Origin of the sequence: Pseudomonas putida (assembly GCF_004357765.1) — a bacterium.
GTDB lineage: Bacteria > Pseudomonadota > Gammaproteobacteria > Pseudomonadales > Pseudomonadaceae > Aquipseudomonas > Aquipseudomonas putida_U.
In genome coordinates, this window is record NZ_SMTE01000005.1 from 34,142 (window position 1) to 60,694 (window position 26,553).

Annotated in this window: 24 protein-coding genes; 10 read left to right on the forward strand and 14 right to left on the reverse strand. The window is 60.5% G+C overall.

Annotated features, from left to right (window positions below; translation table 11 throughout):
- Positions 1 to 20 precede the first annotated feature (20 nt).
- A complete protein-coding gene (locus E2H86_RS08470) occupies positions 21 to 7,610 on the reverse strand; it encodes a neuraminidase-like domain-containing protein (RefSeq protein ID WP_133326646.1) in 7,590 nt (2,529 codons plus the stop codon).
- A 304-nt stretch (positions 7,611 to 7,914) separates the two neighbouring features.
- Between E2H86_RS08470 and E2H86_RS08475 the strand changes: the two genes are divergently transcribed.
- Both E2H86_RS08475 and E2H86_RS08480 read left to right on the forward strand, forming a co-directional pair.
- Complete coding sequence (locus tag E2H86_RS08475) at positions 7,915 to 8,232, forward strand: DUF2388 domain-containing protein (RefSeq protein WP_133326648.1); 318 nt, start codon at positions 7,915 to 7,917, stop codon at positions 8,230 to 8,232.
- Between the two features lie 247 nt (positions 8,233 to 8,479).
- On the forward strand, positions 8,480 to 8,818 hold the full coding sequence (locus E2H86_RS08480) for a hypothetical protein (protein ID WP_133326650.1): 339 nt from the start codon (positions 8,480 to 8,482) through the stop codon (positions 8,816 to 8,818).
- 27 nt (positions 8,819 to 8,845) lie between these two features.
- Here E2H86_RS08480 and E2H86_RS08485 read toward each other — a convergent pair whose 3' ends face one another.
- Complete coding sequence (locus tag E2H86_RS08485; protein WP_133326652.1) at positions 8,846 to 9,856, reverse strand: AraC family transcriptional regulator; 1,011 nt, start codon at positions 9,854 to 9,856, stop codon at positions 8,846 to 8,848.
- Between the two features lie 168 nt (positions 9,857 to 10,024).
- Between E2H86_RS08485 and E2H86_RS08490 the strand changes: the two genes are divergently transcribed.
- Genes E2H86_RS08490 through E2H86_RS08500 form a run of 3 tightly spaced genes read left to right on the forward strand, consistent with a single transcriptional unit; the run spans position 10,025 to position 12,698 of the window.
- Entirely contained in the window at positions 10,025 to 11,209 is a 1,185-nt protein-coding gene (locus E2H86_RS08490; protein WP_133326654.1) for an acetyl-CoA C-acyltransferase family protein, read from the forward strand.
- A gap of 13 nt (positions 11,210 to 11,222) precedes the next feature.
- On the forward strand, positions 11,223 to 12,071 hold the full coding sequence (locus E2H86_RS08495) for a 3-hydroxybutyryl-CoA dehydrogenase (protein ID WP_133326656.1): 849 nt from the start codon (positions 11,223 to 11,225) through the stop codon (positions 12,069 to 12,071).
- 12 nt (positions 12,072 to 12,083) lie between these two features.
- Positions 12,084 to 12,698: a TetR/AcrR family transcriptional regulator gene (locus E2H86_RS08500; RefSeq protein WP_133326658.1), complete on the forward strand. Its 615-nt coding sequence runs from the start codon at positions 12,084 to 12,086 to the stop codon at positions 12,696 to 12,698.
- Here the strand turns inward: E2H86_RS08500 and E2H86_RS08505 are convergent.
- From E2H86_RS08505 to E2H86_RS08525, 5 genes are read right to left on the reverse strand one after another with little or no spacing between them, the layout of a single operon-like run.
- Positions 12,680 to 13,057, reverse strand: coding sequence for a response regulator (locus E2H86_RS08505; RefSeq protein WP_133326660.1), 378 nt, complete (start codon positions 13,055 to 13,057; stop codon positions 12,680 to 12,682). The genes E2H86_RS08500 and E2H86_RS08505 overlap by 19 nt on opposite strands.
- 44 nt (positions 13,058 to 13,101) lie before the next feature.
- Positions 13,102 to 14,328 (reverse strand): hybrid sensor histidine kinase/response regulator, encoded by a 1,227-nt coding sequence (locus E2H86_RS08510; RefSeq protein ID WP_133326662.1) that lies wholly within the window; start codon positions 14,326 to 14,328, stop codon positions 13,102 to 13,104.
- Positions 14,298 to 14,897: a chemotaxis protein CheB gene (locus tag E2H86_RS08515; RefSeq protein ID WP_133326664.1), complete on the reverse strand. Its 600-nt coding sequence runs from the start codon at positions 14,895 to 14,897 to the stop codon at positions 14,298 to 14,300. Before E2H86_RS08515 ends, E2H86_RS08510 begins: the two co-directional genes overlap by 31 nt.
- Entirely contained in the window at positions 14,894 to 15,715 is an 822-nt protein-coding gene (locus E2H86_RS08520; protein ID WP_133326666.1) for a CheR family methyltransferase, read from the reverse strand. Before E2H86_RS08520 ends, E2H86_RS08515 begins: the two co-directional genes overlap by 4 nt.
- Positions 15,712 to 19,176, reverse strand: a complete 3,465-nt coding sequence (locus E2H86_RS08525) for a response regulator (RefSeq protein WP_133326668.1) — start codon at positions 19,174 to 19,176, stop codon at positions 15,712 to 15,714. The genes E2H86_RS08520 and E2H86_RS08525 overlap by 4 nt, the downstream gene beginning before the upstream one ends.
- Before the next feature lie 252 nt (positions 19,177 to 19,428).
- Between E2H86_RS08525 and E2H86_RS08530 the strand changes: the two genes are divergently transcribed.
- Positions 19,429 to 19,779, forward strand: coding sequence for a response regulator (locus tag E2H86_RS08530; RefSeq protein WP_133326670.1), 351 nt, complete (start codon positions 19,429 to 19,431; stop codon positions 19,777 to 19,779).
- Positions 19,780 to 19,791: 12 nt separating this feature from the next.
- On the opposite strand, the gene cobF is transcribed toward E2H86_RS08530, so the two are convergent.
- Both cobF and E2H86_RS08540 read right to left on the reverse strand, forming a co-directional pair.
- Entirely contained in the window at positions 19,792 to 20,541 is a 750-nt protein-coding gene (gene cobF, locus E2H86_RS08535; protein WP_133326672.1) for a precorrin-6A synthase (deacetylating), read from the reverse strand.
- 67 nt (positions 20,542 to 20,608) lie between these two features.
- Positions 20,609 to 21,898 (reverse strand): OprD family porin, encoded by a 1,290-nt coding sequence (locus tag E2H86_RS08540; protein WP_133326674.1) that lies wholly within the window; start codon positions 21,896 to 21,898, stop codon positions 20,609 to 20,611.
- 355 nt (positions 21,899 to 22,253) lie between these two features.
- Between E2H86_RS08540 and E2H86_RS08545 the strand changes: the two genes are divergently transcribed.
- From E2H86_RS08545 to E2H86_RS08555, 3 genes are all read left to right on the forward strand, one after another.
- On the forward strand, positions 22,254 to 22,613 hold the full coding sequence (locus tag E2H86_RS08545) for a histone-like nucleoid-structuring protein, MvaT/MvaU family (RefSeq protein WP_133326676.1): 360 nt from the start codon (positions 22,254 to 22,256) through the stop codon (positions 22,611 to 22,613).
- A gap of 227 nt (positions 22,614 to 22,840) precedes the next feature.
- On the forward strand, positions 22,841 to 23,368 hold the full coding sequence (gloA, locus tag E2H86_RS08550; protein ID WP_133326678.1) for a lactoylglutathione lyase: 528 nt from the start codon (positions 22,841 to 22,843) through the stop codon (positions 23,366 to 23,368).
- A gap of 95 nt (positions 23,369 to 23,463) precedes the next feature.
- Positions 23,464 to 23,706 (forward strand): hypothetical protein, encoded by a 243-nt coding sequence (locus E2H86_RS08555; RefSeq protein WP_133326680.1) that lies wholly within the window; start codon positions 23,464 to 23,466, stop codon positions 23,704 to 23,706.
- 53 nt (positions 23,707 to 23,759) lie between these two features.
- Here the strand turns inward: E2H86_RS08555 and E2H86_RS08560 are convergent, their stop codons facing one another.
- The gene (locus E2H86_RS08560; RefSeq protein ID WP_133326682.1) at positions 23,760 to 24,581 is read right to left on the reverse strand and encodes a shikimate 5-dehydrogenase; all 822 of its coding nucleotides are present in this window, start codon (positions 24,579 to 24,581) and stop codon (positions 23,760 to 23,762) included.
- A 160-nt stretch (positions 24,582 to 24,741) separates the two neighbouring features.
- On the opposite strand from E2H86_RS08560, the gene E2H86_RS08565 reads away from it, so the two are divergent.
- Positions 24,742 to 25,074 (forward strand): hypothetical protein, encoded by a 333-nt coding sequence (locus E2H86_RS08565; protein WP_133326684.1) that lies wholly within the window; start codon positions 24,742 to 24,744, stop codon positions 25,072 to 25,074.
- Positions 25,075 to 25,449: 375 nt separating this feature from the next.
- Here E2H86_RS08565 and E2H86_RS08570 read toward each other — a convergent pair whose 3' ends face one another.
- The 4 genes from E2H86_RS08570 to E2H86_RS08585 form a co-directional block, all read right to left on the reverse strand.
- Entirely contained in the window at positions 25,450 to 25,704 is a 255-nt protein-coding gene (locus E2H86_RS08570) for a hypothetical protein (protein ID WP_133326686.1), read from the reverse strand.
- Positions 25,704 to 25,997 carry a hypothetical protein gene (locus E2H86_RS08575; RefSeq protein WP_133326688.1) on the reverse strand — a complete coding sequence of 98 codons (294 nt, stop codon included), beginning with the start codon at positions 25,995 to 25,997 and terminating at the stop codon, positions 25,704 to 25,706. The genes E2H86_RS08570 and E2H86_RS08575 overlap by 1 nt, the downstream gene beginning before the upstream one ends.
- Positions 25,998 to 26,075: 78 nt before the next feature.
- The gene (locus tag E2H86_RS08580) at positions 26,076 to 26,282 is read right to left on the reverse strand and encodes a hypothetical protein (RefSeq protein WP_133326690.1); all 207 of its coding nucleotides are present in this window, start codon (positions 26,280 to 26,282) and stop codon (positions 26,076 to 26,078) included.
- A 13-nt stretch (positions 26,283 to 26,295) separates the two neighbouring features.
- On the reverse strand, positions 26,296 to 26,505 hold the full coding sequence (locus E2H86_RS08585; RefSeq protein ID WP_133326692.1) for a hypothetical protein: 210 nt from the start codon (positions 26,503 to 26,505) through the stop codon (positions 26,296 to 26,298).
- Between the last annotated feature and the right edge of the window lie 48 nt (positions 26,506 to 26,553).

Genomic DNA, 26,553 nt, shown 5'->3' on the forward strand with positions numbered 1-26,553 from the left:
CGCGGACGCCCTCCCAGGCCTCAGCGAACGGTGAACTGCACGTCCAGAATGATGTTGCTCAGGCTCTCCAGCAGGGCCTTCTGGTCCTGGTTGGCGCTTCGGAAGTGCAGTGTCAGCGTGGTCTCGTCAACATCGGTCGGCGCCGGAATGCGCAACCCTTCGAACGGCAACAGCTGGATTCCCTGGCGCATGAACGGATAGCCATTGAGCTCGGTGAACATCCCGGTGTCCTTGACGGCATGGGAAATGGCGCTCTGGTCGCACCCGACCGGCAAGCCCCTGGCGGAGGTCGTGAGCCGCGCATGCACATTCTGGTACGGCCCCATCAACCCAGGCAGGGTGACAGCGATGCTGCGAACGCGCCGCGACGTGGATTGCTCGAAGCCGGCCGCAAGGTTGAGCGATTTGAGGCCAAACTGGATCGACAATGTGCCTTCACCACTCATGGACAGTTCGCACAGTGGCAGGCCGGTATCGACAGCCACGGTTTTCCCGGTAATGAGCGCCTGGACCGCCTCACCCAGGGTGACGTCCTGTGTACCCACCTTGAGATTGCCGTGCATCACCTTGGCCAACGAAACGGTGCGCGTGACCTCCAGCTCACGCATTTGCCACTGGGTCCAGGCGTGGTCCATCTGCCCCAAAGCCAGCATCAGACCCTCGCCACACAGCAGGCCGGCCCACGCTCCATTCCAGGTGCCGGTGCGCAGATAGGTGGTGGTGTCGCCCATTTCCCATTGCAGCGCGCTCTGCGCCATGAGGCAGCGAGTCACCGCAAGGTCGTAGTAGGTGTAGAAAATGCTCGCAAGGCGGGCGCGCAGCCAGCTGTACATCGCCTTGCCGGTGAACTTGCCATGGTGCAGGGCCAGTTGTGCCTCGGCATGGGCAGACTGCGTACGCTGATGCGCAAGCTGCATTTGCGCGGAAGTTTCACGCACGTCCAAGGCTTCGAGCTGCGCCTGGATCATCGCCATGTCTTTTTCCGCCATCTTGCACTGATGATTCCAATCGACGCGTCGGCGGCGATAGGATTCTTCCTGGCTGATCCGCGAAGCCGCTAAAGTTTGTATCTGGGCCAGGACGTTAGCGGTCTTGGCTGCCGCTTTCACTGGCGATTCAGGCTTACCGCCACCGTTGGCAAGACCAAAAATGGTCGGCATCAGGCTCGCTATGGCAGCGGAGGCCTCGAGCAAGTTGGCTCCAGACGATATGACGCCGGCGTTCATCTGCAATTCCAGTGCGTGCATTTCCCGGCTGCTGATGTTTGCTTCGTACAATCCGTGATAGTGGTCGCGCCGCAGCGTGGCAGATTCCAGCGACTTCTCCAGGGTCACGCGTTCGGCAGCGAGCTCGTTGAGCCTCTGCTCGAACAGCGCCACGTTGCTCTGCGCCAATTCCGCACCCTGGGTGGTCAGCAAGCTGGCCAACGCCTCAGCGTCCTGACGCTCGAGAATGCCCTGCATGGTGCTGCCGAACTGGATCAGTTGGCTGACCATGGTGCGAGCACCGTCGAGCAGGTGGGTGAAACGCAGTGCCGGTACGCCGTTGATCTCAGGCAGCGCACCCTCGCCTCCTGCCTGGGCAGCGACTGCCGCGGCCAGCAACGCTTTGGGATCGCCACGCTCGGCATACAAGGGCAGGTTCAAAGGCTGGCCATCCAGGCTCAGGTTGTTGCGCAGGTTATAAAGCCGCAGGCGCAGGGTTTCCCAATAGCCCAGCATCACCCGGTTGGCTTCTGGCAGGAAATCCACCTGCGCAGGCGCCTTGTTGGCGGCGCTCTGCACGCCACGCGTCAGGCACTCCAACTGGTCGAGCCGTCGGTTGCATGCTTCGGACGAGGCCAGTTGCCCCAGCAGTGGCTCTTTCCAACCGGTTGCCGGCGGAGTCCAGGGCGCGTCCCCCAACAGCTCCAGGGCGCGCTGATACCACATCTTGGCCTGCGCCAGGCTATCTCGTTCCAGTTTGCGATAAGCGGCATCGCCACGACCGATGTTGATATCCAACAGCCGCATGAATGCATTGAGCTTGTAGTGCATGGGGTCGTTCTGGGCCACGGCATCCGGGTCCAGCGAACGCAGCGGCTCATCGTTCCACGAACTGTCCTCTTCCAGGGGGCGTACGTTCCACAAGCGCGAAGCGTGCCCAGCCCCATCGCCATACCCCAAAGGGTTGAAGATATAACGGAGCCATTGTTCAGCGTGGTCGTAGCGCTCTTCCTGGAGGAACCGCTGCATCACCATCATCGGTGCGTAGTAGAACAGCTCCCAGAAATACAGCGCGTTCGCGCCGGTGAAGTCCATCGGCACCGCCGCCTCGCGTGGCATGACCTCCACGGCTTTGACATTGTTCGGGCTCAGCTTCTTGCTGTTTGGCAGGGCTATGGCGGAACTCTGCAGCACTTTCAGATCGGCGCTGTCGATGATGATCGAGTCCTTTTCAGCGTTATGCTTATACTTTTGATAGCGAATTTGCAGATAGTAGCGCTTGGTTTTCTCAAACGTTGCACCGGAAGCGAACGTCACATCCACCACCGTCTCCGCGTCGTCACTGAGCGCCCCTTTCCACAGCACTGTATGCTGGGTCTTGGAGTGAGCCAGTACGATCTCGACACTGCGATGCGTGCCGTGGGAATTCTGGATGTATGTCGGCAGCGTTAGCCGGGCTGTCACACCGATGCCCGGCTCAGGCAGATTCTGGGTGGTGTAGCTAAGGATCTGGTCCAGTCCGGAAACCGCTCGTTCGGTCAACTGACGAGCAAACAGCGTGTTCAACCGAGTGACCCAACCCCTGCGTTCTAGATACTGGGCGCCATACGCTGTGGCGCCGATGACAGCGGTGCGCAGATTATCCGGAGCCTTGTTAACATGAATCAAGTAGTCGCGATAATTACCGGTGCCAAATTGAAACCGGACTTTATGCGCGGCTCCGTCCGTATCTTTCCAATCCGCCATACTCCCGATGGGCGCGCGGATATTGAAGTGAATCGAGTAGCTACTCTCGAAAGGGTCGTAGTTTCGCGTCGCTTTACTGGTATAGAAGTGACTGCGGTCAGCGCTGTAGACGGTGCACGACACCTCCGAAGCCGGAACTATCCCCATCCTCCTTACATAAGAACTCGGCTGTAGTTTCCTGACGGAGCTGGGCACAGCGTTCAGCAACTGGAGCAGGCTATATGTTTTATTGACAACCGAAAACCTTCCTTGGAAATCAACGCTCGCAGACGCTAAACTATGAGACATGTTCACCTGAAACTTCATGCAGCGATAATGACCGGTATCATCAAGGACATCCTCGATGTCAGCGCTTTTTTTATGATGATGATCCCTGACGCTCGTTACGAAGTCAGAGCCGAACACCGCCTCTCGGAAATGCCACGCTTTCACGCAGAAGTACACAAACCGCGTGTTGCCTTCTGAGCGCGAGATGGCAGCACCATGTGGGCTATCGACCAGCATCTCGCACATCGAGTTATCGTTGGCCAATTCCGGATAACGCGTCACCAAAGCCGTTGCCCATTTGTTGGGAACACGGGGCCGTTGAGCATCAACGTCCAATGTGCAACCGAAGGTCAGTTCATAATTCTGGCAATGATCATCCAAGTGGATCTGTGGCTGCTGAGACAGCCTGGTGGAGAATACCGAGAAACCTGTGGGTGGAACCGACCCCGCCGCCGGCAACATACCCGGCTGGATTACCGGATCGCTGCCTTCGTCATAGATCGCGCACATGCCGATATGGCTCTGGGTGTCCAGCCATTTTCTGACCCGGGTGACCACAGGTAAAATTTTTATCGGCTTCGACTTTAGATCGTCATGGATTTCAAGACCCGGCAGCTCGACGTTAGCCGGTTGCGGCTCACCTTTACGGCTGTAGAGCGCCATCGTCAGGCAGTTACGTCCAGGCCTGGCGCAAAGCAGCAATCCAAGGTCTTGCTTTTCAATGGCTCCATGGATGTCGATAGGGTAATCTTGCGGGGTGCTCCAGTTGCCATCGTAGCGCCGCCACGACAATTTGAAAGACCAACGCGATACGGTGGTTGTCGGGACACCCTTATCATTACGGCTAATGACCTGGCTCTCGCATTCCACCCAGCCCAGATACAAGCGCTCGCGGAACACCACCGGCCGAATGAGACCTCCCACCACCTGGGGTGTGAGTTCGATCTTGGTCCAACTGCTCCATGCATTGGCCGGTAGCACGCCGTCCACGCTTCGCTTGCTTTCGTCGAGCGTGCGCCACCAATACTCACCCACTGTGCCGCGACCGCGTCCAACGAAATAGGATCGGCCACTATTCTCCTCACGACTGTCGTGATACCCACTGACGGTTTCAAGGTCCGCTACCTGCTCGAAGGCGCTGAGATAGCCTTGGAAGGCATCGCCAACCGTGTCGTGGTTGATTTGTGCTTGCCCCAGGGCCTGCAGCATGTCGTCCATGGCCTGGGTCTGGCCGAACCGCACGATGGGGTCGATGTAGTTCTCCGGGTAGTACATCAGCAGCTGCCCGGCAGACCAGGTGGCGTAGCGGGCATTCCATCGGGTCCAGTCACGGAAGAATTCGCGGCCCACGACCTCGCTGACCAATGCCGACTTGTCCTCCGGCTGGGTCAGACAGCGGTTAATGAACGCCTGCACCGCCGTCGTCGCCTCGGCTATACGCGAAGTGATGACCTGAGGCCCATTAGCGGTATCGAGCAGCAGGTACTGATCGAGCCGGTCACGGGTCACCCTTTGTCGAGCCGCGACGAATCCACTCAGCGCATGGCTCATGGGGGCGAGCACTTCGGATTGGACCTGCGCCATTCGCGAGGTGTTCAGGCCAGCCACGAAGGCGTTGGCAATGTTGGCCCACAACGCCCAGCTCTCGTCGCTGCTTGCCGGTGCGGCAAAATCCAGCTTGAGCAAGTCGCCTAGCGCGGCAGGCATTACATCGAGCGCACTGGCCAGCCCAGTCCACTGACGCAAGGCATCGATCTCGCTCCAGTGGGACAGCTTCTTTGGATCCTTCACTTGGTTGCGCTGGTGCGCGTGTTCCGCTGCCTGAGCGAGCGCTACCGGCGCCATGCCTGTGGCCTTGGCCAGACTCTCCAGGGTTACATCGCCCTCCTCGCTCAGTGCGGCGAGCAATCCGCCACCAGCACCGTCCGGATCGGGCAGATGTTTCAACCAGTCACTGAAGTCGGCCAAGGCCATGATCGTATGCAGCGACAGATCCAGCACGGTGGCGCGCGGGTCTTCGCCCTGGGTGGCCCCTAGAAGTCGCCAAGGCCGCTGCACCAGCATGTCCAGAGCGTCGGCGCCCAGGTCGCAGGCATGCACTATCAGCGCCCTTTGTGCCAGGCCGTAGGTGAAGGCAGTCACACCCGCAAGACCCACCGAAGCATCGTTTTCACGCAAGGTGGTACAGGCGCTCAACAGCGTGAGGCCACCCGGTTTACCTTGGTCGGCCCAGTGCAACAATGCCTGCGCTGCCGTCTCTGCGCCAAGATTGAACGTGGAGGCGATCACCGGCGTAAGTGCACGCGTGTACGCTTCGAGCTGGGTATCGGAGGGCGCATCAGGCAGTTGGACGCGATCGAGCGCAGCCTTCATGTCGCGCTGCAGGTTGAGGATTTGCGCACTGGCGGCGATGTCGGTTACCGGTCGTGTCATCAGGTGCAGGTCATGTACCGTCCAGTTGCGCTTGGCCAACCACTTCACGGTTGCCGAAAGCCTCTGGAACAATTGCAGCCAGCAATCCGCCGACTCCAGGAAAAGCTCTTTCGGCAAACCGAGCAGGGTCAGCAGTTGGCGCAATTCGGCAGGCCGCAGGCCGTGGAGACGTGCCCACAGGCTCAGGGTATAAAGCCTGGAAACCTGGGTTCTTATCCTTCGGACCGTGACTTTTTCCCCCTCGGCGGCAGCCAGACACAAGCCGAGCTCGTACAACCCCTCCTCATCGACCTGACAAGCTCGACGCAAAGTGGCCAGCACGCTGCCATTCTCCTCAGTGGCAAATTCAGGGTTCAGATACACCAGCGTTTCGTCGAACAGGAAGCTTTCAGGCACCAACGGTGGATTGTTGAAAAGTCGATCGAATTGGCTGATCTCGCCCTCGCGGGCCGTCGTCGATATGTCTCCACGCGCCAGCAGCAGTGCGTCTTCATAAGAGATACCGTATTCACGTACCGATTGGGCCGACTGGAACAGGACCGCCAGCGTATTTTGGGTAATTTGCTTGGGATCGACACTGTCTATGATGTCTTCGAGCACACGCCGGGGAAGCTGAGTGGCCTTGTGGAGGCTAATAAGTTTATGCAACCTGAGCAGATACAGGGCTGGGCTCAGGCGTTCAAGATGGAAGCGGTGCCTGTAAGTAAACCAGCCTGACGCACCACGCCGGGTTTCAACGATGAAAGGTTCAGTCAGGCGATCGTACGCATAGTTAAAAGTACTCCTGTATTCCTTACCCTTGATTAACGCTTCTTCGCCATTCTCCCTCGTTGAAAACTCTGCCCGACTGGCTTTATCACCATTGAACTCACTAATCCGAAACCAGTGAGAACCGCCAGACACTTCTTTGAATTTGACAGCAACTTCCCAACCATCATCACCCGTCGGATAAATCCGCAAATATTCAAAGTGTCCTTGATCTTTAACTGCCTCGACAGTCAGCTTAAACATATCGCCGCCAATCCGTGCGGTCAATGTATTGCCCACATATTCCGAGTAGTCCAGCGACCCCATGAAGTCCTGCAACTCGGCATCCGACAACCCCGACCAGACGCGAAGCTGGTACGGATCCATCATCGTCGCGGGGCTCGTCCCGGGAAAGTACTCGGCATATTTCTCTTCGGCGTTGTTCTCGTCGATGGGGTCGATGAGAAACCGGTGCAACGCGGGCGGAATATCGTAGTGGATGCTCGCCAGGGAGGCCTTGGGAATTTGCTGCATGACCAGAGGTGCTTCCCTCAGATGTTGCAGATCAGGGCTCTTGTGAGTCAACACCGCGCGCAGCCTGCCGTAATGGTGATGATAGGGCAGGCAACGGCTACCCAAGTCTTCGGCAAGTCCGCGTAGCACAGCATTTTCATTGCCATCTTCGACAAGACTTATGGCCTTTTCCAACAAGATGTCGTTGGACAGGCTAAGCGCGCTCACCGGCGTGTCCAGGTTGGTCTGGCTGAGCACTAGCGTCTTCAGGTCCGGGCGGCGCGTATCTATGTGCCAAGCGCTCTCCTTGGGATAAAGGGACTGCGCATGGTGATACAACTGCACCAGATAGGCGGCAGGCGAGAATTTCGAAGCGACATCGCTCGGGCTGGCATAGCGGATCGCGCGGTTACCGAATAGATCCAGGTAATTGGAAGTGTGAGGATCGGGGGTCTGCTGAATCACTGTAGGCAACAGTGGCGAAGCATGGGTCAGCACTTTCTTTTCCATGATCAACGCATTGTCACGGGCATCGCTCGCGTCGGCGTGTAGCACCTCGACTTGAACATCATCGATAGGCGCATCCGCTTCCAAAGCGGACTGAAGTTCGGCAGTCGACAGTTCCGCCATCGCGGCCAATGATTCGAATCCCGCTTTTTTTACTTTAGAGATATTTTCTTGGGAGTAGGTATCGGACATAGTCTTCTTTTCTCGGTAAGTTATCGACAGCGATATTCAGCGTGAAGCACCGAACACCCGAACAAATACTACCGATGCAAGTTTTCAGTCGAACCTGGCATATCTACCAGATAGGAAAAGATACCCCCAGAAACAATCCGTAAGTTTATTTACCGCAAAGTCCGCACTTTTGCCGCGGCGCAACGCCATCCGTGGGCCGGAAGGGAGGTCAGCCGGGAATGGCGCAGGGAACTCCGCAACGATTCCAGCTCTCTCATGTAATGAGCGGTAACCAATCTGGCCTCACATTCCTGGAGAATCCAACATGCGCCACCTATTGCTCGCCCCCGCACTGCTGCTCCTGCTTTCGGCCGGTGCCGCACTGGCCCGCGTCGATGCAGGCGATGTCGCCACTTCGGCCGGTGTTTCGGCTTCGCTGTATTCGACCTTCAAGGACGACAAGCGCATCATCCCCGCCCGTGACGAACTGTCGGCTTTCGTCGCCAGCGGTGGGGCGATTCGTGGCGCGTATGTCGAATCCGCACTGGAACAAGTGCGCAAGGACAACCCAGGCCTGCAGGCCAGTGACGAAGAACTGGCCCAAGCGATACTTTCGCAGGACGAGCCAGTAGCGGGCCGTTAAGGGTATTGTCGCTGTTCTTTTGCGCTAACGAGGTCGAGCGCCGCTGAAGCGGCGCTCGACTGCGTGGCCTGGAGCCTCCAAGCGAACCAGCACAAGGACTCAAATCCTTTTCGGACTTTTCCTTCAGGTTTTTCGGACGCGACGTACTTGTCGCCCATCGTTGCAAAAAACATCATCGCCTCTGGATGACGCGAGGCCGCAGGGATACAGCGGCCCGGCGCCAGCTCGCAATCCAGAGGAGGCCCGCATGCACCCCCACAACCGCTCGATAGCCGAATTGCGCAGCAATCTACGCGAATTGCTTGCACACGACGTCAGCAATCCCGATGAAGACCCTCACTGGTCAGGCGTGATGTTCTTTTGCGTCACCGACGAACGTACCCGCCAACTGATCGAGCGCATCGAGTTACTGGCCAGTGAAGTATTCTTCGATGCTTGCGGCCGCGCCATCCCCCAACGCTTGCGCAGCATTGCAGTCGACGGCGTGCTGATAAAGGAAAAGCGCAAGGTGGCCGATGACCAGACAGTGATCCGCATCACCCTGGCCGATCAAGGCTACATCACCGTCAGCACCACACGCTTCTGAATACAGCCTTGGCCTGCGAGGCAATGTTCAGCGCCCGAGCAACCGCGCCCGATAACTACCAGGGCTGTGCCCGGTCCACTTCTTGAACGCCCGGTGAAATGCGCTGGGTTCCTGAAAACCGGTCTGCTCAGCGATCTCGGCAATACTCAACACACCCTCACGCAAGTGCTCGAAGGCCATCGCGCGGCGTACTTCGTCCTTGATCTGCTGGTACGAGCGCCCCTCTCGCTCCAGCTGACGGCGGAAAGTGCTGGCACTGAGGCCCTGTTGCTCGGCCAGGGTGGCCAGCGTTGGCCATTGGCCGTAGCGCCGTGCACGTAAGTGGCGATATACCTCGGCGACCCGGTCGTTCTGGTTGCGAAAGCGGATCACCAGGCCTTGGGGCGCTGTGCGCAGAAAGCTCTTCAGGCCCGCCAGGTCCTGCACCACCGGCAGTCTCAGGTAATCGCTGCTGAACTCGACCTCGGTGCGTCCGCTGCCCAGACGCAGGTCCGGCCCCCACAACAGCAAGTCGTCCTCCTGGGCCGGGCGCGCCAAGGCGAACTCGGTGCGATCGATGGCGATGCGTCGACCGGCCAGCCAACAGAGCAGACTGACGACCAACGCTAAATAAGTTTCCTCCGCGTACACCCGGGTCAAAGGGTCGGAGATGTGCGACTGCACACTGATCACCACACGCCCGCCACGCACCGTCACGCCCGCCTCAAAGTCACGCAGGAACAGCGCGAAGGAACCGATGCACTGGCGCACGGCCTTTTCCAGGTTCGGCTCGAGGATCAGACCACGACAGATCAGAGCGAAGCTGCCCAGTGGCATGCCGTGGCTGTCGAGATTGAAGAATTCATCGTCGAGCAAATGGATCATGTCCAGCCACAACCGGGCGAATGCCTGGGCCGGCACCCGGGCCAGGGGGTCGGCCATGACGTTCGGGTCGATACCGACCGCGCGCAGACGCGCATCGCGAACTTCAGGACGGTCGCGCAGCGCGTGGAACATGGCATTGAGGAAGTACACGGCGACCGAATCGCTTTCGCGCATGACAGGCTTCGCTGTTGGGATCGAGTGGTAAAAAGTGCCACGGTGGCTGAGCAGTTACGACATAGGCGCCAACTTGGGCTTTGCCTAGACTCAGACCACACTTCGGGACATCCGCCATTCTCGCAGAGCCTGGGTCGGTCCCGCCACGCCTTCGCATTCGGAGCTCCTATGAACAACTCGGAAATCTACGTCGTCAGTGCCGTGCGCACTGCCATTGGCAGCTTTGGCGGCGCACTCAAGGACCTGCCTCTGGCGGATCTGGCCACCCTCGCGGCCCGTGCCGCCATCGAGCGCTCCGGCGTGGAAGCCGCGCAAGTCGGCCATGTGGTAATGGGCAACGTGATGCCGACCGAACCCCGCGATGCCTACCTGAGCCGGGTGGCAGCCATGAACGCCGGCATCCCGAAAGAAACCCCCGCATTCAATGTCAATCGCCTGTGCGGTTCGGGCCTGCAATCGATCGTCTCGGCAGCGCAGTGCCTGCTGCTGGGCGATGCCGAAGTGGCGCTGGCCCTCGGTGCCGAATCCATGAGCCGCGGTCCGTACCTGCTGCCCCAGGCACGTTGGGGTGCACGCATGGGCGACCTCAAGGGTATCGACTACACCGTCGGCATCCTGCAGGACCCCTTCGAGCATTTCCATATGGGGATCACCGCGGAAAACGTCGCGGCCAAGCATGGCATCACTCGCCAGATGCAGGACGAACTGGCGCTCACCAGCCAGCGCCGCGCCGCCCAGGCCATCGCCGAAGGACGCTTCGCCAGCCAGATCGTGCCGATCGAACTGAAAAACCGTAAGGGGACCATTGAGTTCAGCGTCGACGAGCATGTCCGTGGCGATGTCACCGCCGAGCAACTGGCCGGCATGAAGAGCGTGTTCAAGCAAGACGGCACCGTGACCGCCGGCAATGCCAGCGGCATCAACGATGGCGCCGCCGGTCTGACGCTGGCCAGCGCTGAGGCGGTACGCCGCCTCGGCCTCAAGCCACTGGCCCGCCTGGTGGCCTACGCCCATGCTGGCGTCGAGCCGGAACTGATGGGCCTGGGGCCGATTCCGGCGACCCGTGCCGTGCTGAAAAAGGCCGGTCTCAGTGTAGCCGACCTGGATGTCATCGAGTCCAACGAAGCCTTCGCCGCCCAGGCCTGTGCCGTGGCTCGCGAGCTGGATTTCAATCCGGAGAAGGTCAATCCGAACGGCTCTGGCATCTCCCTCGGCCACCCGGTCGGCGCCTCCGGCACGATCATCGCCACCAAGGCCATCCACGAACTGCAGCGTATCCAGGGCCGCTACGCCCTGGCCACCATGTGCATCGGCGGCGGCCAGGGCATCGCCGTGGTCTTCGAGCGCGTTTGAGAGAGACGACGACATGAGCATTGAACAGATCGCAGTGATTGGCGCAGGCACCATGGGCAACGGCATTGCTCAGGTGTGTGCGGTGGCGGGCTATCAGGTACTGCTGGTGGACGTGTCCGACGCAGCGCTGGAACGTGGCGTCGCCACCTTGAGCAAGAACCTCGAGCGTCAGGTCAACAAGGGCACGCTGGGTGCCGATCTCGCCGAGGTGGCCAAGACCCGTATCCGCACCAGCACCGACTATTCCCAGCTGGCCGGTGCGCAGCTGGTGATCGAGGCAGCGACGGAAAACCTGCAGCTCAAGCAGCGAATCCTGGCGCAGGTGGCGGCCAACGTCGAGGCCACGTGCCTGATCGCCACCAACACGTCCTCGCTATCGGTGACCCAGCTGGCGGCGAGCATCGAGCACCCCGAACGCTTCATCGGTGTGCACTTCTTCAATCCGGTGCCGATGATGGCGCTGGTCGAGATCATCCGCGGCCTGCAGACCAGCGACCAGACTTACGCCCAGGCCTTGCTGGTGACCGAGAAGCTCGGCAAGTCTCCGATCACTGCGGGCAACCGCCCTGGCTTCGTGGTCAACCGCATCCTGGTGCCGATGATCAACGAAGCGATCTTCGTGCGCCAGGAAGGCCTGGCCAGCGCCGAAGACATCGACACCGGCATGCGCCTGGGCTGCAACCAGCCGATCGGCCCGCTGGCCCTGGCCGACCTGATCGGCCTGGATACCTTGCTGGCAATCATGGAGGCCTTCCATGAGGGCTACAACGACAGCAAGTACCGTCCTGCGCCGCTGCTCAAGGAAATGGTCGCGGCCGGCTGGCTCGGCCGCAAGAGCGGCCGCGGTTTCTTCACCTACTGAGGTCAGAGCGCCATGCCCGCCGCCAATACCGCTCCGCGCTGTGCCAACTTCGAAGAGCGACGCGACCGGGCCCTGGCGCTGTTCGCCGAGAAGGGTTTCGGCCAGGTCAGCATGCGCGAACTGGCAGCGCATGTCGGCTTGACGGCCGGGTCGCTCTACCACCATTTTCCGAGCAAGCAGGAGCTATTGTTCGACCTGATCGAGGAGCTCTACGAAGAGCTCCAGGCCAGCCTGGAGCTTGGGCGCAGGGCCATGGCGCGCGGAGGTTCGGCGTTGTCATGCCTGATTGCCGCGCACTGGCAACTGCATGCCGAGCGGCCGCTGCAATTTCGCCTGGCCGAGCGCGACTTCTGCTGCTTGAGTCAGGCGCAGCAAGCGTGCCTGACGCTGCAGCGCAAGCACTACGAAGCTGGATTGCTATGTCTGCTGGCGCCACGGGCGACGCTGGACGCAGCGGCGCTGGAGACTACCGCGCAAGTACTGGCGACATTGTTGAACCAATTGCCAGGGATGTTGCACGCCTTGCCGCAAAAGCAGGCGCTGGACTTGATGGAGAGCCTGCTGACGGTGAGCATCGAGCGCACCCTGCCGAGCCGTGCCGGTCAGACTCAGCGCAGCAACGCCTGAATCTGCTCGTGCAAGGTATCGAGATCGAACGGCTTGGCCAGGATCGGCGCCTTGCGGGTGATCGGGCTGCCGGACTCGAGCACTTCCGCCGGATAGCCGCTGATGAAAATGACCTTGAGGTCCGGGCGCAGCTTTACCGCAGGCTCAGCGATCTCAACGCCCGAAATGCCCCCCGGAAGTCGAAAGTCCGTGACCATCAGGTCCAGGTGAGGTTTGCTTGCCAGGATCGCAAACGCCTGTTCGCCGTCCTCGGCCACCAACACGTGGTAGCCCACCCCTGCCAGGTAGTCCCGCAGGATCATGCGAATGGCCGGTTCGTCCTCGACAACCAACACTACATCTTGTGCATCTTCACTCATGATAACGCCTTGAAAAACTCGAAGTTGGCCATCTGACCCCAGGTTCAGGCAGAGGTTGCCCGCGCCTGGGCGTTTTGTTCGGTGCTGTTCGCCAACGGCAACTGAATGCTGAACGTGGCGCCCTCGCCTTCGGTACTGTCGACCTGAATGCACCCGCCATGGGCGTGGACGATCTGTTCGGAGATGTACAGTCCAAGACCCAGACCGCCACTGGCCTGATGAGCCGCGACCCGCTCGAACTGCTGGAAGATCCGTTGCTGGTTGGCCGCACTGACGCCGATGCCTTGGTCCTGCACCTGCACCCAAGCCATGGCGTCGCGCTCGAACACCCGAACCTGGATCGGCTTGCGCTCACCATAGCGCAAGGCATTGGACAGCAGATTGGCCAGCACCTGCTCGATACGGAACTCGTCCCACTCCCCCACCACCGGTTCACAGGACTGCAATTCTATCTGGGTTTCCAACGCCGCGGCCTGGGCCGAGAAGCTCTCCACCAGGCCACGCGCCAGTTGGCTCAGGTCGAAAGCCTTGGGCCGCAATGACAATTTGCCGGTGCGGATCCTCGAGACATCGAGCATGTCCTCGATCAGCCGGATCAGGCTGTTGATCTGGCGCTCGTCCCGTTCGACCATGGCCTGCAGCTTGTCTTGACTGAAAGCGTCGATGTTGCCGCGCGCCAGGTGCATCTTGCGTAACTGGGTTTCCAGAATCAGTCCATTCAATGGCGTGCGCACTTCGTGGGAGACGATCGACATGAAATCGTCGCGCATGCGCACCGCGTGCTCCAATTCGCCACGCGCCACCTGCAACTGGGCAAGCAGCTGTTCCTGCTCCTGGCGGCTCTGCTCCAACGCCTGCAACTGGCGATCCAGGGCTTTGCGTTGGCGATAGAGTTCGACGAACACGGTGACCTTGCTCTTGACCGCCAAGGTCTCCAGCGGCTTGTGCAGGAAGTCCACCGCGCCGCTTTCGTAGCCCTTGAAGGCGTAATTCATTTCACGCCCGGCGGCGGTGACGAAGACGATGGGAATGTGCCGGGTCTTTTCCGTACCGCGCATCAGCTCGGCCAGCTCGAAGCCGTTCATGCCTGGCATCTGCACATCGAGAATAGCCAGGGCGAACTCGTGCTCGAGTAGCAGCGACAGGGCCTGCTCAGCCGACTGTGCCTGGTGCACCTCGCGGTCCTCGCCGTGGATCAGGGCGGCGAGAGCCAGCAGGTTTTCCGGCAGATCGTCGACGATCAGCAGTTTGGCGAGGATGGTGCTTGGCATGCGCTGGGTTCCAAGGTCGAGAGCAAACGCTCGATACCACTCAGGGTCAGGATCAGGTCCGGCTGGTGCAGGGCCAGTGCGGCCTCCGGCATCAGCGAGACCTGTGCGTCGTCGGGGTCCTGGACCACTGTCCGGCCCCCTTGGCTGTGGATGTAGGCAAGGCCTTCGGCGCCGTCCTCGTTGGCACCGGTAAGCAATACGCCGAGCAGGTCGCTGCCATAGGCGTCGGCCGCCGAGGTGAAGAGAAAGTCGATGGCCGGTCGGGAGAAATGCACAGGGTCCTCCTGGCTTAACGAGAAGGTCAGGTCGTGCTCCACCGAGACGTGATAACCGGGGCCTGCCACATAGATCAGGCCGGGCTCGATCGGCTCCTTGTCGCGCGCCTCGCGCACCGGCCGGCGCAGGCGTCGTTGCAGCACCTCGGCAAGCTGGCTATGGCGGTCACCCGGCAGGTGCAGCACGCACAGCACCGGCGGGGCGAAGCCCATCGGCAACCCGCCAAGTACCTTGAACAGCGCTGCGACGCCGCCCGCCGAGGCACCGATGACCACCGCTCGTACAGTGTTCATGATTTGCGGAAGATCCGTTCGGGTTTGACCCAAGGCTCGAAGCGGTCATGGTAGGACGAGAAGTCCACCGATTCCTTACTGCCCAGGACAAGAAAGCCGCGGTGGCACAACGATTCGTGGAACAGGCCCAAGGCGCGGTCCTGCAGTGCCTTGTTGAAGTAAATAAGCACGTTGCGACAGGACACCAGCTGAGTTTCCGAGAACACACTGTCGGTGGCCAGGCTGTGATCGGCGAAGGTCACGTTGTCACGCAGGCTGCTGTCCATGATGGCGCTACCATAGGCGGCGGTGTAGTACTCGGCGAAATCGCGCCGGCCGCCAGCCAGGCGATAGTTCTCGGCATACTGCTGCATGTTTTGCATCGAGTAGATGCCCTGCTTGGCCTTTTCCAGCGAGCTTGGGTTGATGTCGGTGGCGTAGAGGATGGTGCGCTCGAGCAGACCCTCTTCGCGCAGCAGAATCGCCATCGAATAGACCTCCTCCCCCGTGCTGCAGCCGGCGATCCACACCTTGATCGATGGCCAGGTGCGCAGCAGCGGCACCACCTCGTTGCGCAGCGCCAGGAAGTGGCTGGGGTCACGGAACATCTCGCTGACCGGGATCGTCAGGTACTGCAACAATTGCATGAACATACTCGGATCGTGCAGCACCCGCTCCTGCAGCGCCGATACCGTGCGGCAGTCGAACTGACGCAAGGCATGGGCGATCCGGCGCTTGATCGAAGCGCCGGAATAATTGCGAAAGTCGTAGCTGTACTTGAGGTATATGGCCTCGATCAGCAAGCGAATCTCGATATCGGTGTTGCGTTCGCTAGTCAAATTCGCTCCAGTTGCGGAAGCCATACGCGGATCAACGAGAACAGGCGGTCCAGGTCGATCGGCTTGGCCAGGTAATCATTGGCACCGGCTTGCAGGCAACGATGCTGGTCGTCTTTCATCGCCTTGGCGGTCACGGCGATGATCGGCAGCTTGCGCCAGCGCGGCTGCTGACGGATCAAGCGGGTAGCCTCGAAGCCGTCCATCTCCGGCATCATCACGTCCATCAGCACCAGGTCGATGTCCTCGTGCTGCTCGAGACGCTCGATCGCCTCGCGGCCATTACGACCGATCTCGACGATCGCTCCTTTGTGCTCCAAGGCGCTGGTGAGGGCGAAAATGTTGCGCACGTCATCGTCGACCAGCAAGATGCGCCGCCCCTCGAACACCTTGTCGCGGCTGCGTGCAGTCTTGAGCATGCGCTGGCGTTCATGGGACAGCTGCGATTCGACTTTGTGCAGGAACAACGTTACCTCATCGAGCAGACGTTCCGGCGAGCGTGCGCCCTTGATGATGATCGAGCGCGAATACTTGAGCAGGTCGGCTTCTTCCTCCCGGGTGAGATTGCGTCCGGTGTACACGATCACCGGCGGGAAGGCGCGGATATCTTCGGCGGTCATGCGCTTGAGCAACTCGTTGCCCAGCATGTCGGGCAACTTGAGGTCGATGATCATGCAGTCGTAGATGTTCTCGCGCAACAGCGCCAACGCATCCTGCGCCATCGCCACCGCAGTGATCTCGATGTCGTCGTCGCCGATCAGGCGGGCGATGCTCTCGCGCTGCAGGTCGTCGTCTTCCACCAGCAGGATATGCTTGAGCTTCTGGGTCAGCTTGGCCTCCAGGCGCGCGAACACTTCCTTGAGCTCCTCGCGGCTGGTGGGTTTCACCGCGTAGCCGACAGCCCCCATGTGCATGGCCGCCTCGACCCGATCTTCCACGGAGATGATATGCACCGGGATGTGTCGGGTGCCGGCGAGCTCCTTGAGGCGCTGCAGCACGGTAAGGCCGGAATGATCAGGCAGGCGCATGTCGAGCAGGATCGCATCAGGGACGAACTGCGCGGCAAGTTCGAAACCTTCATCGGCGCCCTGGGCCACCAGGCAGCTGTAGCCTAGCTCGTGTGCCAGATCGTAGAGGATGCGGGCGAAGTTCGGTTCATCTTCGATCACCAGGATACAGCGATTGGCGAACGGCGCCCGCTCGCGGTCATCGGCGAACGGCGGAGCCAGGCGCATCGGCACCGCCGGTGCGGCTTGAGGAGGCGGAGGAAGGCTGTCGACGGCCGGACGCAGGCTGAGCGCTTCGACCTCCTCGTCCTGGACCTCATAGCGCTCGGGCACCACCAGGCTGAACACGCTGCCTTGGCCCAGAGCACTCTGCACACTGATCTGGCCACCCAGCAAATGGGCGAGATCGCGGGAAATCGACAGGCCCAGGCCCGTGCCGCCATAACGGCGGTTGCTGGTGCCATCGACCTGGTGGAAGGCACCGAAGATGGCCTGTTGCTGGTCGGGAGCGATGCCGATGCCGCTGTCGCGCACGGCGAACACGATACCGTTGGCAGGCTCATGGCTGATGCTCAGGCTAACCTGCCCGCGCTCGGTGAACTTGATGGCATTGGACAGCAGGTTCTTGAGAATCTGCTCCAGGCGCTGGCGATCGGTGAACAAAGTGGCCGGCACCTGGCGATCGACCGTGACCTCGAACGCCAGCCCCTTGTGCTCGGCCAACGGCAGGAACATGCCCCGCAGCCCTTCCACCAGACGCTCGAGCTGAGTGGTCTCGGGGCGCATCTCGAGCTTGCCGGCCTCGACCTTGGCGATGTCGAGGATATCGTTGATCAGGTTGAGCAGGTCATTACCGGCCGAGTAGATGGATTCGGCGAACTTGACCTGTTCGGCGCTGAGGTTGCCCTCGCCGTTCTCGGCCAACAACTTGGCCAGGATCAACGAGCTGTTGAGCGGCGTACGCAGCTCATGGGACATGTTGGCAAGGAACTCCGACTTGTACTTGCTCGAACGCTGCAGTTCGTCGGCGCGAGCCTGCAGTTCCTGCTGGGCCTGGCTCAACTCGCCATTCTTGCGGTCGAGTGCCTCGGTACGCTCGGCCAGTTGCTCGTTGGTCTGCTCCAGCTCCGCCTGCTGAGTCTCCAGATGGGCTTGGGACTCCTTGAGCACACGGGACTGCTCTTCGAGCTCCTCGTTGGCGGTCTTGAGCTCTTCCTGCTGAACCTGCAGTTCTTCGTTGAGCTGCTGGGTTTCGGCCAGCACTTCCTGCAGCCGCTGGCGATAACGGGCGCTCTCGATGGAGGTACCGAGGTTGTCGGCGACGTGCTCGAGCAACTCGCCGTCGCGAGCCTGCAACGGGCGCAGGAAGCCCAGTTCGAGCACGCCATTGACCTGGCCATCGTGGGCCGCCGGTGCCACCAGGGCGCTGCGCGGCAAGCCACTGCCAAGGCCGGAGCTCAGCGGATAGAAATCGTCGGGGACACCGTCAAGTTCGATCAGCCTGCCTTGGCGTACCGATTGGGCAAGCAAACCTTCATGCTCACCCAGTACCTGCTCACGCGCCTGTTCCTGGGCATCCAGACCATAACTGGCGACGCGTCGCAGACAACCATGCTCATCACGCACGTAGAAAGCCCCGACCACGCTGCCCAGGTAGCCGGCAAAGAAGCGCAGGATGTTGTCGCCGAGCATCGGCAGGGTCAACTGTCCCAGAACCTGCTCAGCCAGTTGGGTCTGGCCGTTACGCAGCCAGGCTTGGTGCTCCAGGCCCGCCGCCGAACGTTGCTGGGCCTGCAGGTTTTCCACATAGCTGGTCGACAGCGCCAGCAGATCGCGCCGACCGAGGTAAGCCAACAGCACCGAAAGACCGACGATCAGCAGGACGAAGGCGGAGATGACGAACGTGGTCACGGCGCTGACTTTTTCGTTGCGAGCCATGCGCAGTTGCTGTTCGGTGGCGACGAAGTTTTCGAACTCGCTCCGGATCTGGTCGGTGATGCGCTTCCCGCGTCCATTGGTAAGGGCCGTCTGGTAATCGCCTTGGGCACGACGCGACGCAATCATTTCAGCGCCGAAATCATTCCAGGCTTGCTGCAGACCAATCAGCCGGTCGATACGGTCGACCTGCTGGGGGTTGTCCTCGACCAGGCCGCGCAGGCTGCGCAAGCTGCTGGAGATGCGTGGCTTGGCGACCTCGTAGGGGTCGAGAAAGCGCTCGTCACCGGTGATCAGGAAGCCGCGCATGCCGGTTTCCATGTCGATCGACAGTTTCAGCGTTTCATTGGCGTTGCCGATCACCCGGTCGGTATGCTCGACCCACTGCATGGCCGACAGCAGGTAGTAGATGACCGCGACGAACGCCACGGCTCCCAGCAAGCCCACCCCCAGGGGCAGACCTATATTGCGGCTCAACAGCTTGCGGAAGCTTTGTTGGTCCATCGTGGCTGCTTGAATCATGTAGTAACGCCCGAGCGAAAGAATTCCATTGATCGATATGGCCAGAAGTGCCTGTTGTGATGCCAGTTGCCCTCACCGGCATTAGGCGAGTCTAACCAGCTTTGCCACATTCGGCAGGGCATTTAGCCAGTATTTGAATCGCCCATGTCGCAATCGTTCCATCGACTTGCATCGGTCTGTATCCTTTACGGAACTTCTGGTGCTTCCCGACGCACAGAACAAAGACATTCATCATCTGTACAGGATCAAACCATGCACCTTCTGGTTGTCGAGGACGACGGTATCGTACGCATGCTCATGGTCGAAGTGCTCACCGAGCTCGGATACCTCGTCATCGAGGCGGAGACTGCTTCTGCCGCTTTGAAAGTCCTGGAAAACCCCGACCAGCAACTGGCACTGCTGATGACCGATGTCGGTCTGCCAGACATGCGTGGCGAGGAACTCGCAACCACGGCCCGCAAACTGCGCCCTCAGTTGCCGGTGCTGTTTGCCAGCGGCTACGCGGAAAACGTCAACGTGCCCCAGGGCATGCACTTGATCGGCAAACCGTTCAGCATTGATCAACTGCGAGACAAGGTATCGGCGATCATCGGCCAGCCCTGAGCCGGTCGCCCCTCACAGTTGACGGCGTAGCAGATAAGTATCCATGATCCACCCCTTGCGTAGACGTTCGCGTTCACGCACTTCAAGTATCTGAGCCTTCACTGCCAGCAACGGCCCGGCTATCAGCACTTCGTCCTCGGTACCCAGGTAAGCCCCCCAATAGATCATCAGCTGCGGATCGTCCAGCGCGGCCCAGGCGCACTGCCCATCGAGCATCACCACCGCATTGTCGATCGCCCCCAGCTCGGCGAGCCGCCGCCCCGGCAACAGGGTCAGCGGCTCGCCGATGCGGTTGAGCGGAATCTGGTGCCGGGCAGCCAGCGCCTGGACACTGCTGATTCCGGGTATGACTTCCACACGCAGACTGATCCCACGCTCGCGCACCAGGTCGAGTATGCGCAAGGTGCTGTCGTACAACCCCGGCTCGCCCCACAGCAGAAAGGCGCCGATGTCCCCCGGCGTGAGCTCATCGAGAAACAGCCGAGCGTACAATGCCGCACGTCGATGGTGCCACTGCCGCACCGCCGCCACGTAATCGACGCGCCCAACCTCACGGGTAGGGTCGGCCAGATGAACCAGGCGGTAGCCGCCTTCGGGACGATAGCGCGCGAGAATCTGGGTGCGCAGCGTTGAAAGCGCAGCCTTGCCTTCGCCCTTGTCGAGGACGAAAAACACCGTGGCACGCCGCATCGCATCCACCGCTTCGAACGTCACCTGACGCGGATCGCCAGGGCCGATGCCAATCAGCAACAGATCTTTCATGTCAAGAATTCGCCCTGCTACGCCTTGCGGCCATTGTCCGCTGCGGGCATCGAATTGGCAAAGTGCCTCAGAACAGCGAGACGTTGTAGCTGACGATGACCCGGGTTTCATCCATGTCGCGCGCCCACTGCTCATAGTTGCTGCGGTAGGTCGAATTACGCAGACGCACGCTGACATTCTTGAACGTGCCACTTTGCACCTGGTACCTGAGCTCGGTATCGCGCTCCCACTCCTTCCCTTGCTCGACGCTGCCCGGCACCTTGATATGGTCTCCGTTGATGTAGCGCGTGAAGAACGTCAGGCCGGGTACGCCGAGCGCCTTGAAATCGTAGTCGTAGCGCAATTGCCAGGATCGCTCCTGAGCCGCGGCGAAGTCGTTGACCTGGGCGTAGTTGACCAGATACGGGTTGCTCCCATCGAGATAGGGCATGGCGCTCTGGCCGTACATGCGCTGCCAGCCGGCACTGAGCTTGTGACCGCCCAGGCCGTAGGCAAGCATGCCGCTGAAGGCGCGGTGCTCGATCTGGCCGGCGCGGGCGTTGCCGATATCATCGCTCTTGATCAGGCGCAGGTCGGCCGAGAGCTGGCCAACAGCCAGCGGTTGCGCGGCAACCAGGCCGAGAAAGTGCTGACGATAGATATCTTCGAGCCTGGCGACCTGGTACTGGGCGCTGATCCGGTCATTGAAGCGGTAGTCGATTCCGGCAAGATCGAAGTGATCCGCCTCGATTGCGCAGGCGTAGCGTTTGTTCTTGCAGTGCACGCGGATGTCCTGGCGGTCAGTGGAGTCGCGCGCGGTGTAGGCGTTCAGCCGGGCCAGGGTGAACCTCAGGTCGTGCACCTGCTCGGAGGTCAGCCAGGCGCCATGGAACAACGTCGGCAGCAAACGTCCGTCGTTGTATTTCAACAGTGCCACGTCCGGCATCATCGAGCCGACCTTCAGTACAGTGTCGGAGACCTTGAGCTTGGCCGCCAGCCCCAACTTCGCATAGCGGTCGGCCGAGCCACGCGGATCGTGCCCTGACGACGGCAGCAAGCCGCTGTTACTGTCACCCGGGCTGGAGTCGAGCTTGAAACCGATCATACCCAGCGCGTCCACGCCAAATCGAACGGGGCCGTCGGTATAACCGGACTGTACGTTGAGAATGAAACCCTGCGCGGCCTCTTCGCGCTTGGATGCCCCTTGACCGGAACTGCTATGACCATCGCGAAAGTCACGATTGAAATAAATCGTGCGCGCTTCGAGCTTGGCGCTGCTGTCTTCAATAAAACCGCCGGCCTGGGCCTGGGCGCCAGTACACAACAGCAACACGCCTGCAACACGGCGGCCAGGAACGAGCAAAAACGGGGCAAACATGCGAGGAACATCCAGATCAAAGTACAGAAAACACCAGGCTGGCGAGCGACCGTGGCGTCGAAACGAGAATGGCGAACATTCTCGCCGGGCATCTGAAATTTTCTCGCGATGGCTCTATCTCAGACCATTGGACATTGGTATAGCGAAGCCGCCCGGTGTCTTTGAACACCTTGAGCCCAGCGTACAGAAAACTTGGAAAGTTCCAGATAGCATTATAAAAAGTTGCGGTTTACCCTCTGTAACTCAACGTCTACACTCATTCTTAGCGAACAGCCTTACCCACCTGCGTGGCCAGCGGTTAGTCTCTTCAATGTTCGTCACGCCATGCCACCGACGAAAGACAGGAGTGATTACAGTGTCCAGACTTGCAGAGTTTCGTGCTGCCGAAAAAGCGCTCCAGGAACAGATGGCGCAACTGGAGGCGCTAAAAAAGGATGCCGGCCTCAAACGCGAAATCGAATTCGAGCAGAAACTAGTCGGCCTGATGAAAAGCTATGACAAGAGCCTGCGCGATATAGTCGCCATTCTCGACCCCAAGGCGGGCTCCAAAGTATCTGCGGCACCGGCCAAGCAACAACGACGCCCACGGGTGGTGAAGGTGTATGAAAACCCTCACACCGGCGAGTTGATCGAGACCAAAGGCGGCAATCACCGTGGCCTCAAGGCCTGGAAGGAACAGTACGGGGCCAGTACGGTGGAAAGTTGGGTACGCTGATGAAACGTCAACGCGTGCTTCACACTTTTTTCACAACGAACTGGGCAGTATCGAGACAGCTAAAGGACTAGCGACCCCATCACGCGCCCGCACATGCGGGCCTCTATTCCAGCGCCCTGCCCCGTGCAGGGCGCTTTCATTTGCGCAATCGGTTCACTGCCGTATCATGGTCGGCCTGTCTGTTTTGCCAGGGCCCGGTACCCTGGCCCCCGTTGATGGAGCCCCCAATGAGCCTGCACGATCTGCAATCCCTGCCTGGCGTCACTGCGCAACCGGATACCGCCACCGCGCAATTCGTCTTCAACCACACCATGTTGCGAGTCAAGGACATCGAGAAATCGCTGGACTTCTACACCCGCGTGCTCGGCTTTCGCGTGGTGGACAAACGTGACTTCCCGGAAGCGGCGTTCAGCCTTTATTTCCTTGCCCTGGTCGACCCGGGACAGATTCCGGCCGACGATGCCGAACGTCATCAGTGGATGAAGTCGATCCCCGGCGTGCTGGAGTTGACCCACAACCACGGCACCGAGAACGACGCCGATTTCGCCTATCACGATGGCAACACCGACCCGCGCGGCTTCGGACACATCTGCATCTCGGTACCAGACGTGCGAGCTGCCTGTGCACGCTTCGAAACCCTGGGTGTGCCATTCCAGAAACGCCTGCAAGACGGGCGCATGAACCACCTGGCCTTCATCAAGGACCCGGACGGCTACTGGGTCGAAGTGATCCAGCCTGGCGAACTCAAAGGCTGACCGCAAGTCGTTCGCATTCGTCGGACCGGGAACTCCTGGCCTCTCGCTGTGGTATATGGAAGTAACGGCTTCCAAACCACAGCGAGGTAAGGACGATGCAATCTCTTCACTGTGAATACCGCGACCACACCATCACCGCCAGCGTGATGCCTCATCCCGACTCTCCCCTGCCCTATGCCGCAGGCTGCCTGATCACCGATCCTGACAGGCATACCAGCCGGCGCATCTCGATGCCGATGAAGTTCTTCTCCGACCTGGAAAACGCCCAGCATGTGTCTCTGGCCTACGGGCGGGCACTGGTCGATGAGCGACTGGACGGCGGTCACAAAGCCTTCTGACCCAGCGATCGCGACCTTGGGCGCCGGAAGGTGCTCAAGGTCGCGCCAGAAATCTAGCTTGCCCGCGCATAGGCGACGGCAGCAGCCACCTGCGCTCGCGTCGGTCGAACGCCGGTGTACAGCACGAACTGCTCCAACGCCTGCAAGGCAATGACGTCCAAGCCGGTAATCACCGGCTTACCTTGAGCTTCGGCACGCTGAATCAGCGGTGTGCGCGCCGGCATGGCTACCACGTCGAATACCCGCTCGGCGGCGTCAATGGCGGTTTGGGGAAATGCCAGCTGGTCGGCTTCGGGCCCCCCAGCCATGCCGATCGGCGTGACATTGACCAGCATCGGCGGGCACAGATCGCCGAGTTCGGCGACCCAGCGATATCCGCACATGTCCGCCAGCTGGCGCCCAGCCTGCTCGTTGCGTGCAACGATCACCCCCTCGCCGAAGCCCGCATCGCGGAACGCGCTGGCCACGGCCTTGGCCATGCCACCGCTGCCACGCAGGGCAAACGCGGTACTGGGGTCTATCTGGTGTTGTTCGAGCAATTGGCGCACTGCCAGGTAGTCGGTGTTGTAGGCCTTCAACCAGCCATCGCAGTTGACCAAGGTGTTGACCGAGTCGATGGCCGCCGCCGACGGATCGATCTCGTCCACCAGCGCCATGCAGGCTTCCTTGTAGGGCATCGAAACCCCACACCCACGAATACCCAAGGCCCGGATACCGGCTACTGCCCCAGGCAGGTCCTGGGTGGTCATGGCCTTGTAGTAATAGTCCAGGCCCAACTGCTGATAGAGATGATTGTGAAAGCGCACGCCAAATGTGCCGGGGCGTCCCGCCAGGGAAATGCACAGCACGGTATCTCTGCTTGGGATCGTCGCCATGACCTGCTCCTCTCTCGCGACTGAAACGTTTTTGCAGCGTAACAGAGGTCGCCGTCGGTCGTCCCTTACACAACCTTTACGCTTCCCCTGTGCTCCATTGACAGTCCACGCAGTCATAGTAATAGAGCCCCAGGTACGGGGGTCTTTGCGAGGATTTTCCATGAACCGTCTCATTCCCGGAATCGCCCTGCTGGTCGGCGCCCTGGCCATCAGCGGGCAAGCGTCTGCCCATGGCGGCGGCGGTGGCTGGCATGGCGCCGGGCCGGTACTCGGTGCGGCGGTGGTAGGCGCAGTGGTGGGTGCGGCAGTCTATGGAGGCCGAGACCGTACTGTCTACGTCCAGCCGCAGCCGGTCTACTACCCACCGGCACCTGTCTACGTGCAGGCGCCACCGCCGCCGGTGTACTACCAGCCCGTCTATGCACCGCCGCCACCGCCCGCGTATCGCTACTACGGTCCGCCACCGGTGTACTATGGCCCACCACGTTGGTGAGCCGCTGCACAGGCCAACAGAGCCCGCCCTCCGGCGGGCTCTGCTTTAATACTCGCCCGACGAGCGGCGCCCGCAAAACCGTTCCAGCATGAAGGTTTTTTCATAAGGCGGACGGCGCACAACGAGCAATCGACAGCGCTTGAGCCATACTCCAGAGATGATTTTTGCGTTTTTGCGAGTTTCTGAAAGTGGAGAAAGCCCGTGTTTACGGGCTCTTCATCCCTCCTCGCCACTCTGCTTTCCCCTCAAAAACGCATTCATTGGTACAAAAATTGGTACGAGATTTCGACCATCTCAGCCAGTGTTTCCTAGGCGACTCATGGACCGTTTCTACCCTCCCCGGCGTCCCGCCGATCACGATCCGTTCTGGACCGTTCACTTACCACTCATCTGATCTTTCGGGCCGAGCAACCCAGGCCCCATATCAAACTCATGCTCGAGCAGTGCCCACAGCCGAGCCGACTCGACGAACTCCAGCATGTCGGAAAGCCCGCCCGCGTCCACATCCTCCCGGCGCCGGGCGGCAAATGCCATTTCGCAAAGCACCATCGCCCGCCCATCCGGATCGGTGACAAGGGCGCTCTGGTCGTTAAGCTCGGCAACCCAGGCCTGCGGCAGAGAGCTACCCATCATCGCGACCTGCACCACCACGACTGCGCATACAGCACGCCGTCGATCTCTTCCACGCCGGTAAGGCTCAGCCCGACCTGGGCCATGGTCGTGACCCTAGCGTCGTGCAGGCGCGGGATCAGGTCAGGCCCTGGCGTCGGGTTGAACACCCAGGCCTGCGTCGAGATACGGCCCAGTGGCCGGCTTTGGTGCTCACCCATGTGCAGGTCAGCCTCAAGGGGCTGTATCTTGCGCAACTGTTCTGGAGGGATTGCCACGCCATTCGCGCGGCGCCGGACAAGGTAGACGTACATGGCTGCACCAACACTGTATATAGATACAGTATCGTAGCCAGGATATTGAGCCTTCGGCAACAGCCGGCCAGCGGGTCCTCAGTGGGGCTTGTCGCCATCCTTGCCGAATGCGCGCATCTGGTACTCGGTGACGGCCTGGAATTGCGCTTCCGCAATCAGCCTCAAGCGCTCTACCTCAGCGTCCGAGGCTCCGTTGTCCTTCGCTTCGTGATACTTACGCATCGCCTCGACCGCCTGGGCGTAGACCAGGTGATCGGGCAGTAGCACCTCATGAGGATTACTCACATTGCCTCCTGGCTTAGTGAATCGAATCGGGAAGGTATCCTGTTTCCAGCAACTGGAAATCCACTACCGCTTGATAAAGCGAGTCTGCCAGCAGCTTCAGGCGCGCCACCTCATCCTGCGGGGCGCCACTATCTTCGGCGTCTCGGTACGCCCGTATTGCCTCAAGGGCTTCTCGCAGCATCGGTTCGCCAGCTTTCGCCATGCCTTCAATTGTCCGCTTCACGATCTGCTCCGATTACTGAGTCAGAGCATTATAGGCCGCTTCGCTGAC

Bases quoted from the DNA above. Each gene is read 5' to 3' on its own strand.
- E2H86_RS08510 (WP_133326662.1), bottom strand. From the start codon at position 14,328: ATGCCAAGCACCATCCTCGCCAAACTGCTGATCGTCGACGATCTGCCG.
- E2H86_RS08540 (WP_133326674.1), bottom strand. From the start codon at position 21,898: ATGTTTGCCCCGTTTTTGCTCGTTCCTGGCCGCCGTGTTGCAGGCGTG.
- E2H86_RS08485 (WP_133326652.1), bottom strand. From the start codon at position 9,856: ATGCGCGAAAGCGATTCGGTCGCCGTGTACTTCCTCAATGCCATGTTC.
- E2H86_RS08555 (WP_133326680.1), top strand. From the start codon at position 23,464: ATGCAATCTCTTCACTGTGAATACCGCGACCACACCATCACCGCCAGC.
- E2H86_RS08505 (WP_133326660.1), bottom strand. From the start codon at position 13,057: ATGAGTGAAGATGCACAAGATGTAGTGTTGGTTGTCGAGGACGAACCG.
- E2H86_RS08570 (WP_133326686.1), bottom strand. From the start codon at position 25,704: ATGGGTAGCTCTCTGCCGCAGGCCTGGGTTGCCGAGCTTAACGACCAG.
- E2H86_RS08475 (WP_133326648.1), top strand. From the start codon at position 7,915: ATGCGCCACCTATTGCTCGCCCCCGCACTGCTGCTCCTGCTTTCGGCC.
- cobF (WP_133326672.1), bottom strand. From the start codon at position 20,541: ATGAAAGATCTGTTGCTGATTGGCATCGGCCCTGGCGATCCGCGTCAG.
- gloA (WP_133326678.1), top strand. From the start codon at position 22,841: ATGAGCCTGCACGATCTGCAATCCCTGCCTGGCGTCACTGCGCAACCG.
- E2H86_RS08565 (WP_133326684.1), top strand. From the start codon at position 24,742: ATGAACCGTCTCATTCCCGGAATCGCCCTGCTGGTCGGCGCCCTGGCC.
- E2H86_RS08490 (WP_133326654.1), top strand. From the start codon at position 10,025: ATGAACAACTCGGAAATCTACGTCGTCAGTGCCGTGCGCACTGCCATT.
- E2H86_RS08470 (WP_133326646.1), bottom strand. From the start codon at position 7,610: ATGTCCGATACCTACTCCCAAGAAAATATCTCTAAAGTAAAAAAAGCG.
- E2H86_RS08480 (WP_133326650.1), top strand. From the start codon at position 8,480: ATGCACCCCCACAACCGCTCGATAGCCGAATTGCGCAGCAATCTACGC.
- E2H86_RS08500 (WP_133326658.1), top strand. From the start codon at position 12,084: ATGCCCGCCGCCAATACCGCTCCGCGCTGTGCCAACTTCGAAGAGCGA.
- E2H86_RS08525 (WP_133326668.1), bottom strand. From the start codon at position 19,176: ATGATTCAAGCAGCCACGATGGACCAACAAAGCTTCCGCAAGCTGTTG.
- E2H86_RS08560 (WP_133326682.1), bottom strand. From the start codon at position 24,581: ATGGCGACGATCCCAAGCAGAGATACCGTGCTGTGCATTTCCCTGGCG.
- E2H86_RS08495 (WP_133326656.1), top strand. From the start codon at position 11,223: ATGAGCATTGAACAGATCGCAGTGATTGGCGCAGGCACCATGGGCAAC.
- E2H86_RS08530 (WP_133326670.1), top strand. From the start codon at position 19,429: ATGCACCTTCTGGTTGTCGAGGACGACGGTATCGTACGCATGCTCATG.
- E2H86_RS08575 (WP_133326688.1), bottom strand. From the start codon at position 25,997: ATGTACGTCTACCTTGTCCGGCGCCGCGCGAATGGCGTGGCAATCCCT.
- E2H86_RS08515 (WP_133326664.1), bottom strand. From the start codon at position 14,897: ATGAACACTGTACGAGCGGTGGTCATCGGTGCCTCGGCGGGCGGCGTC.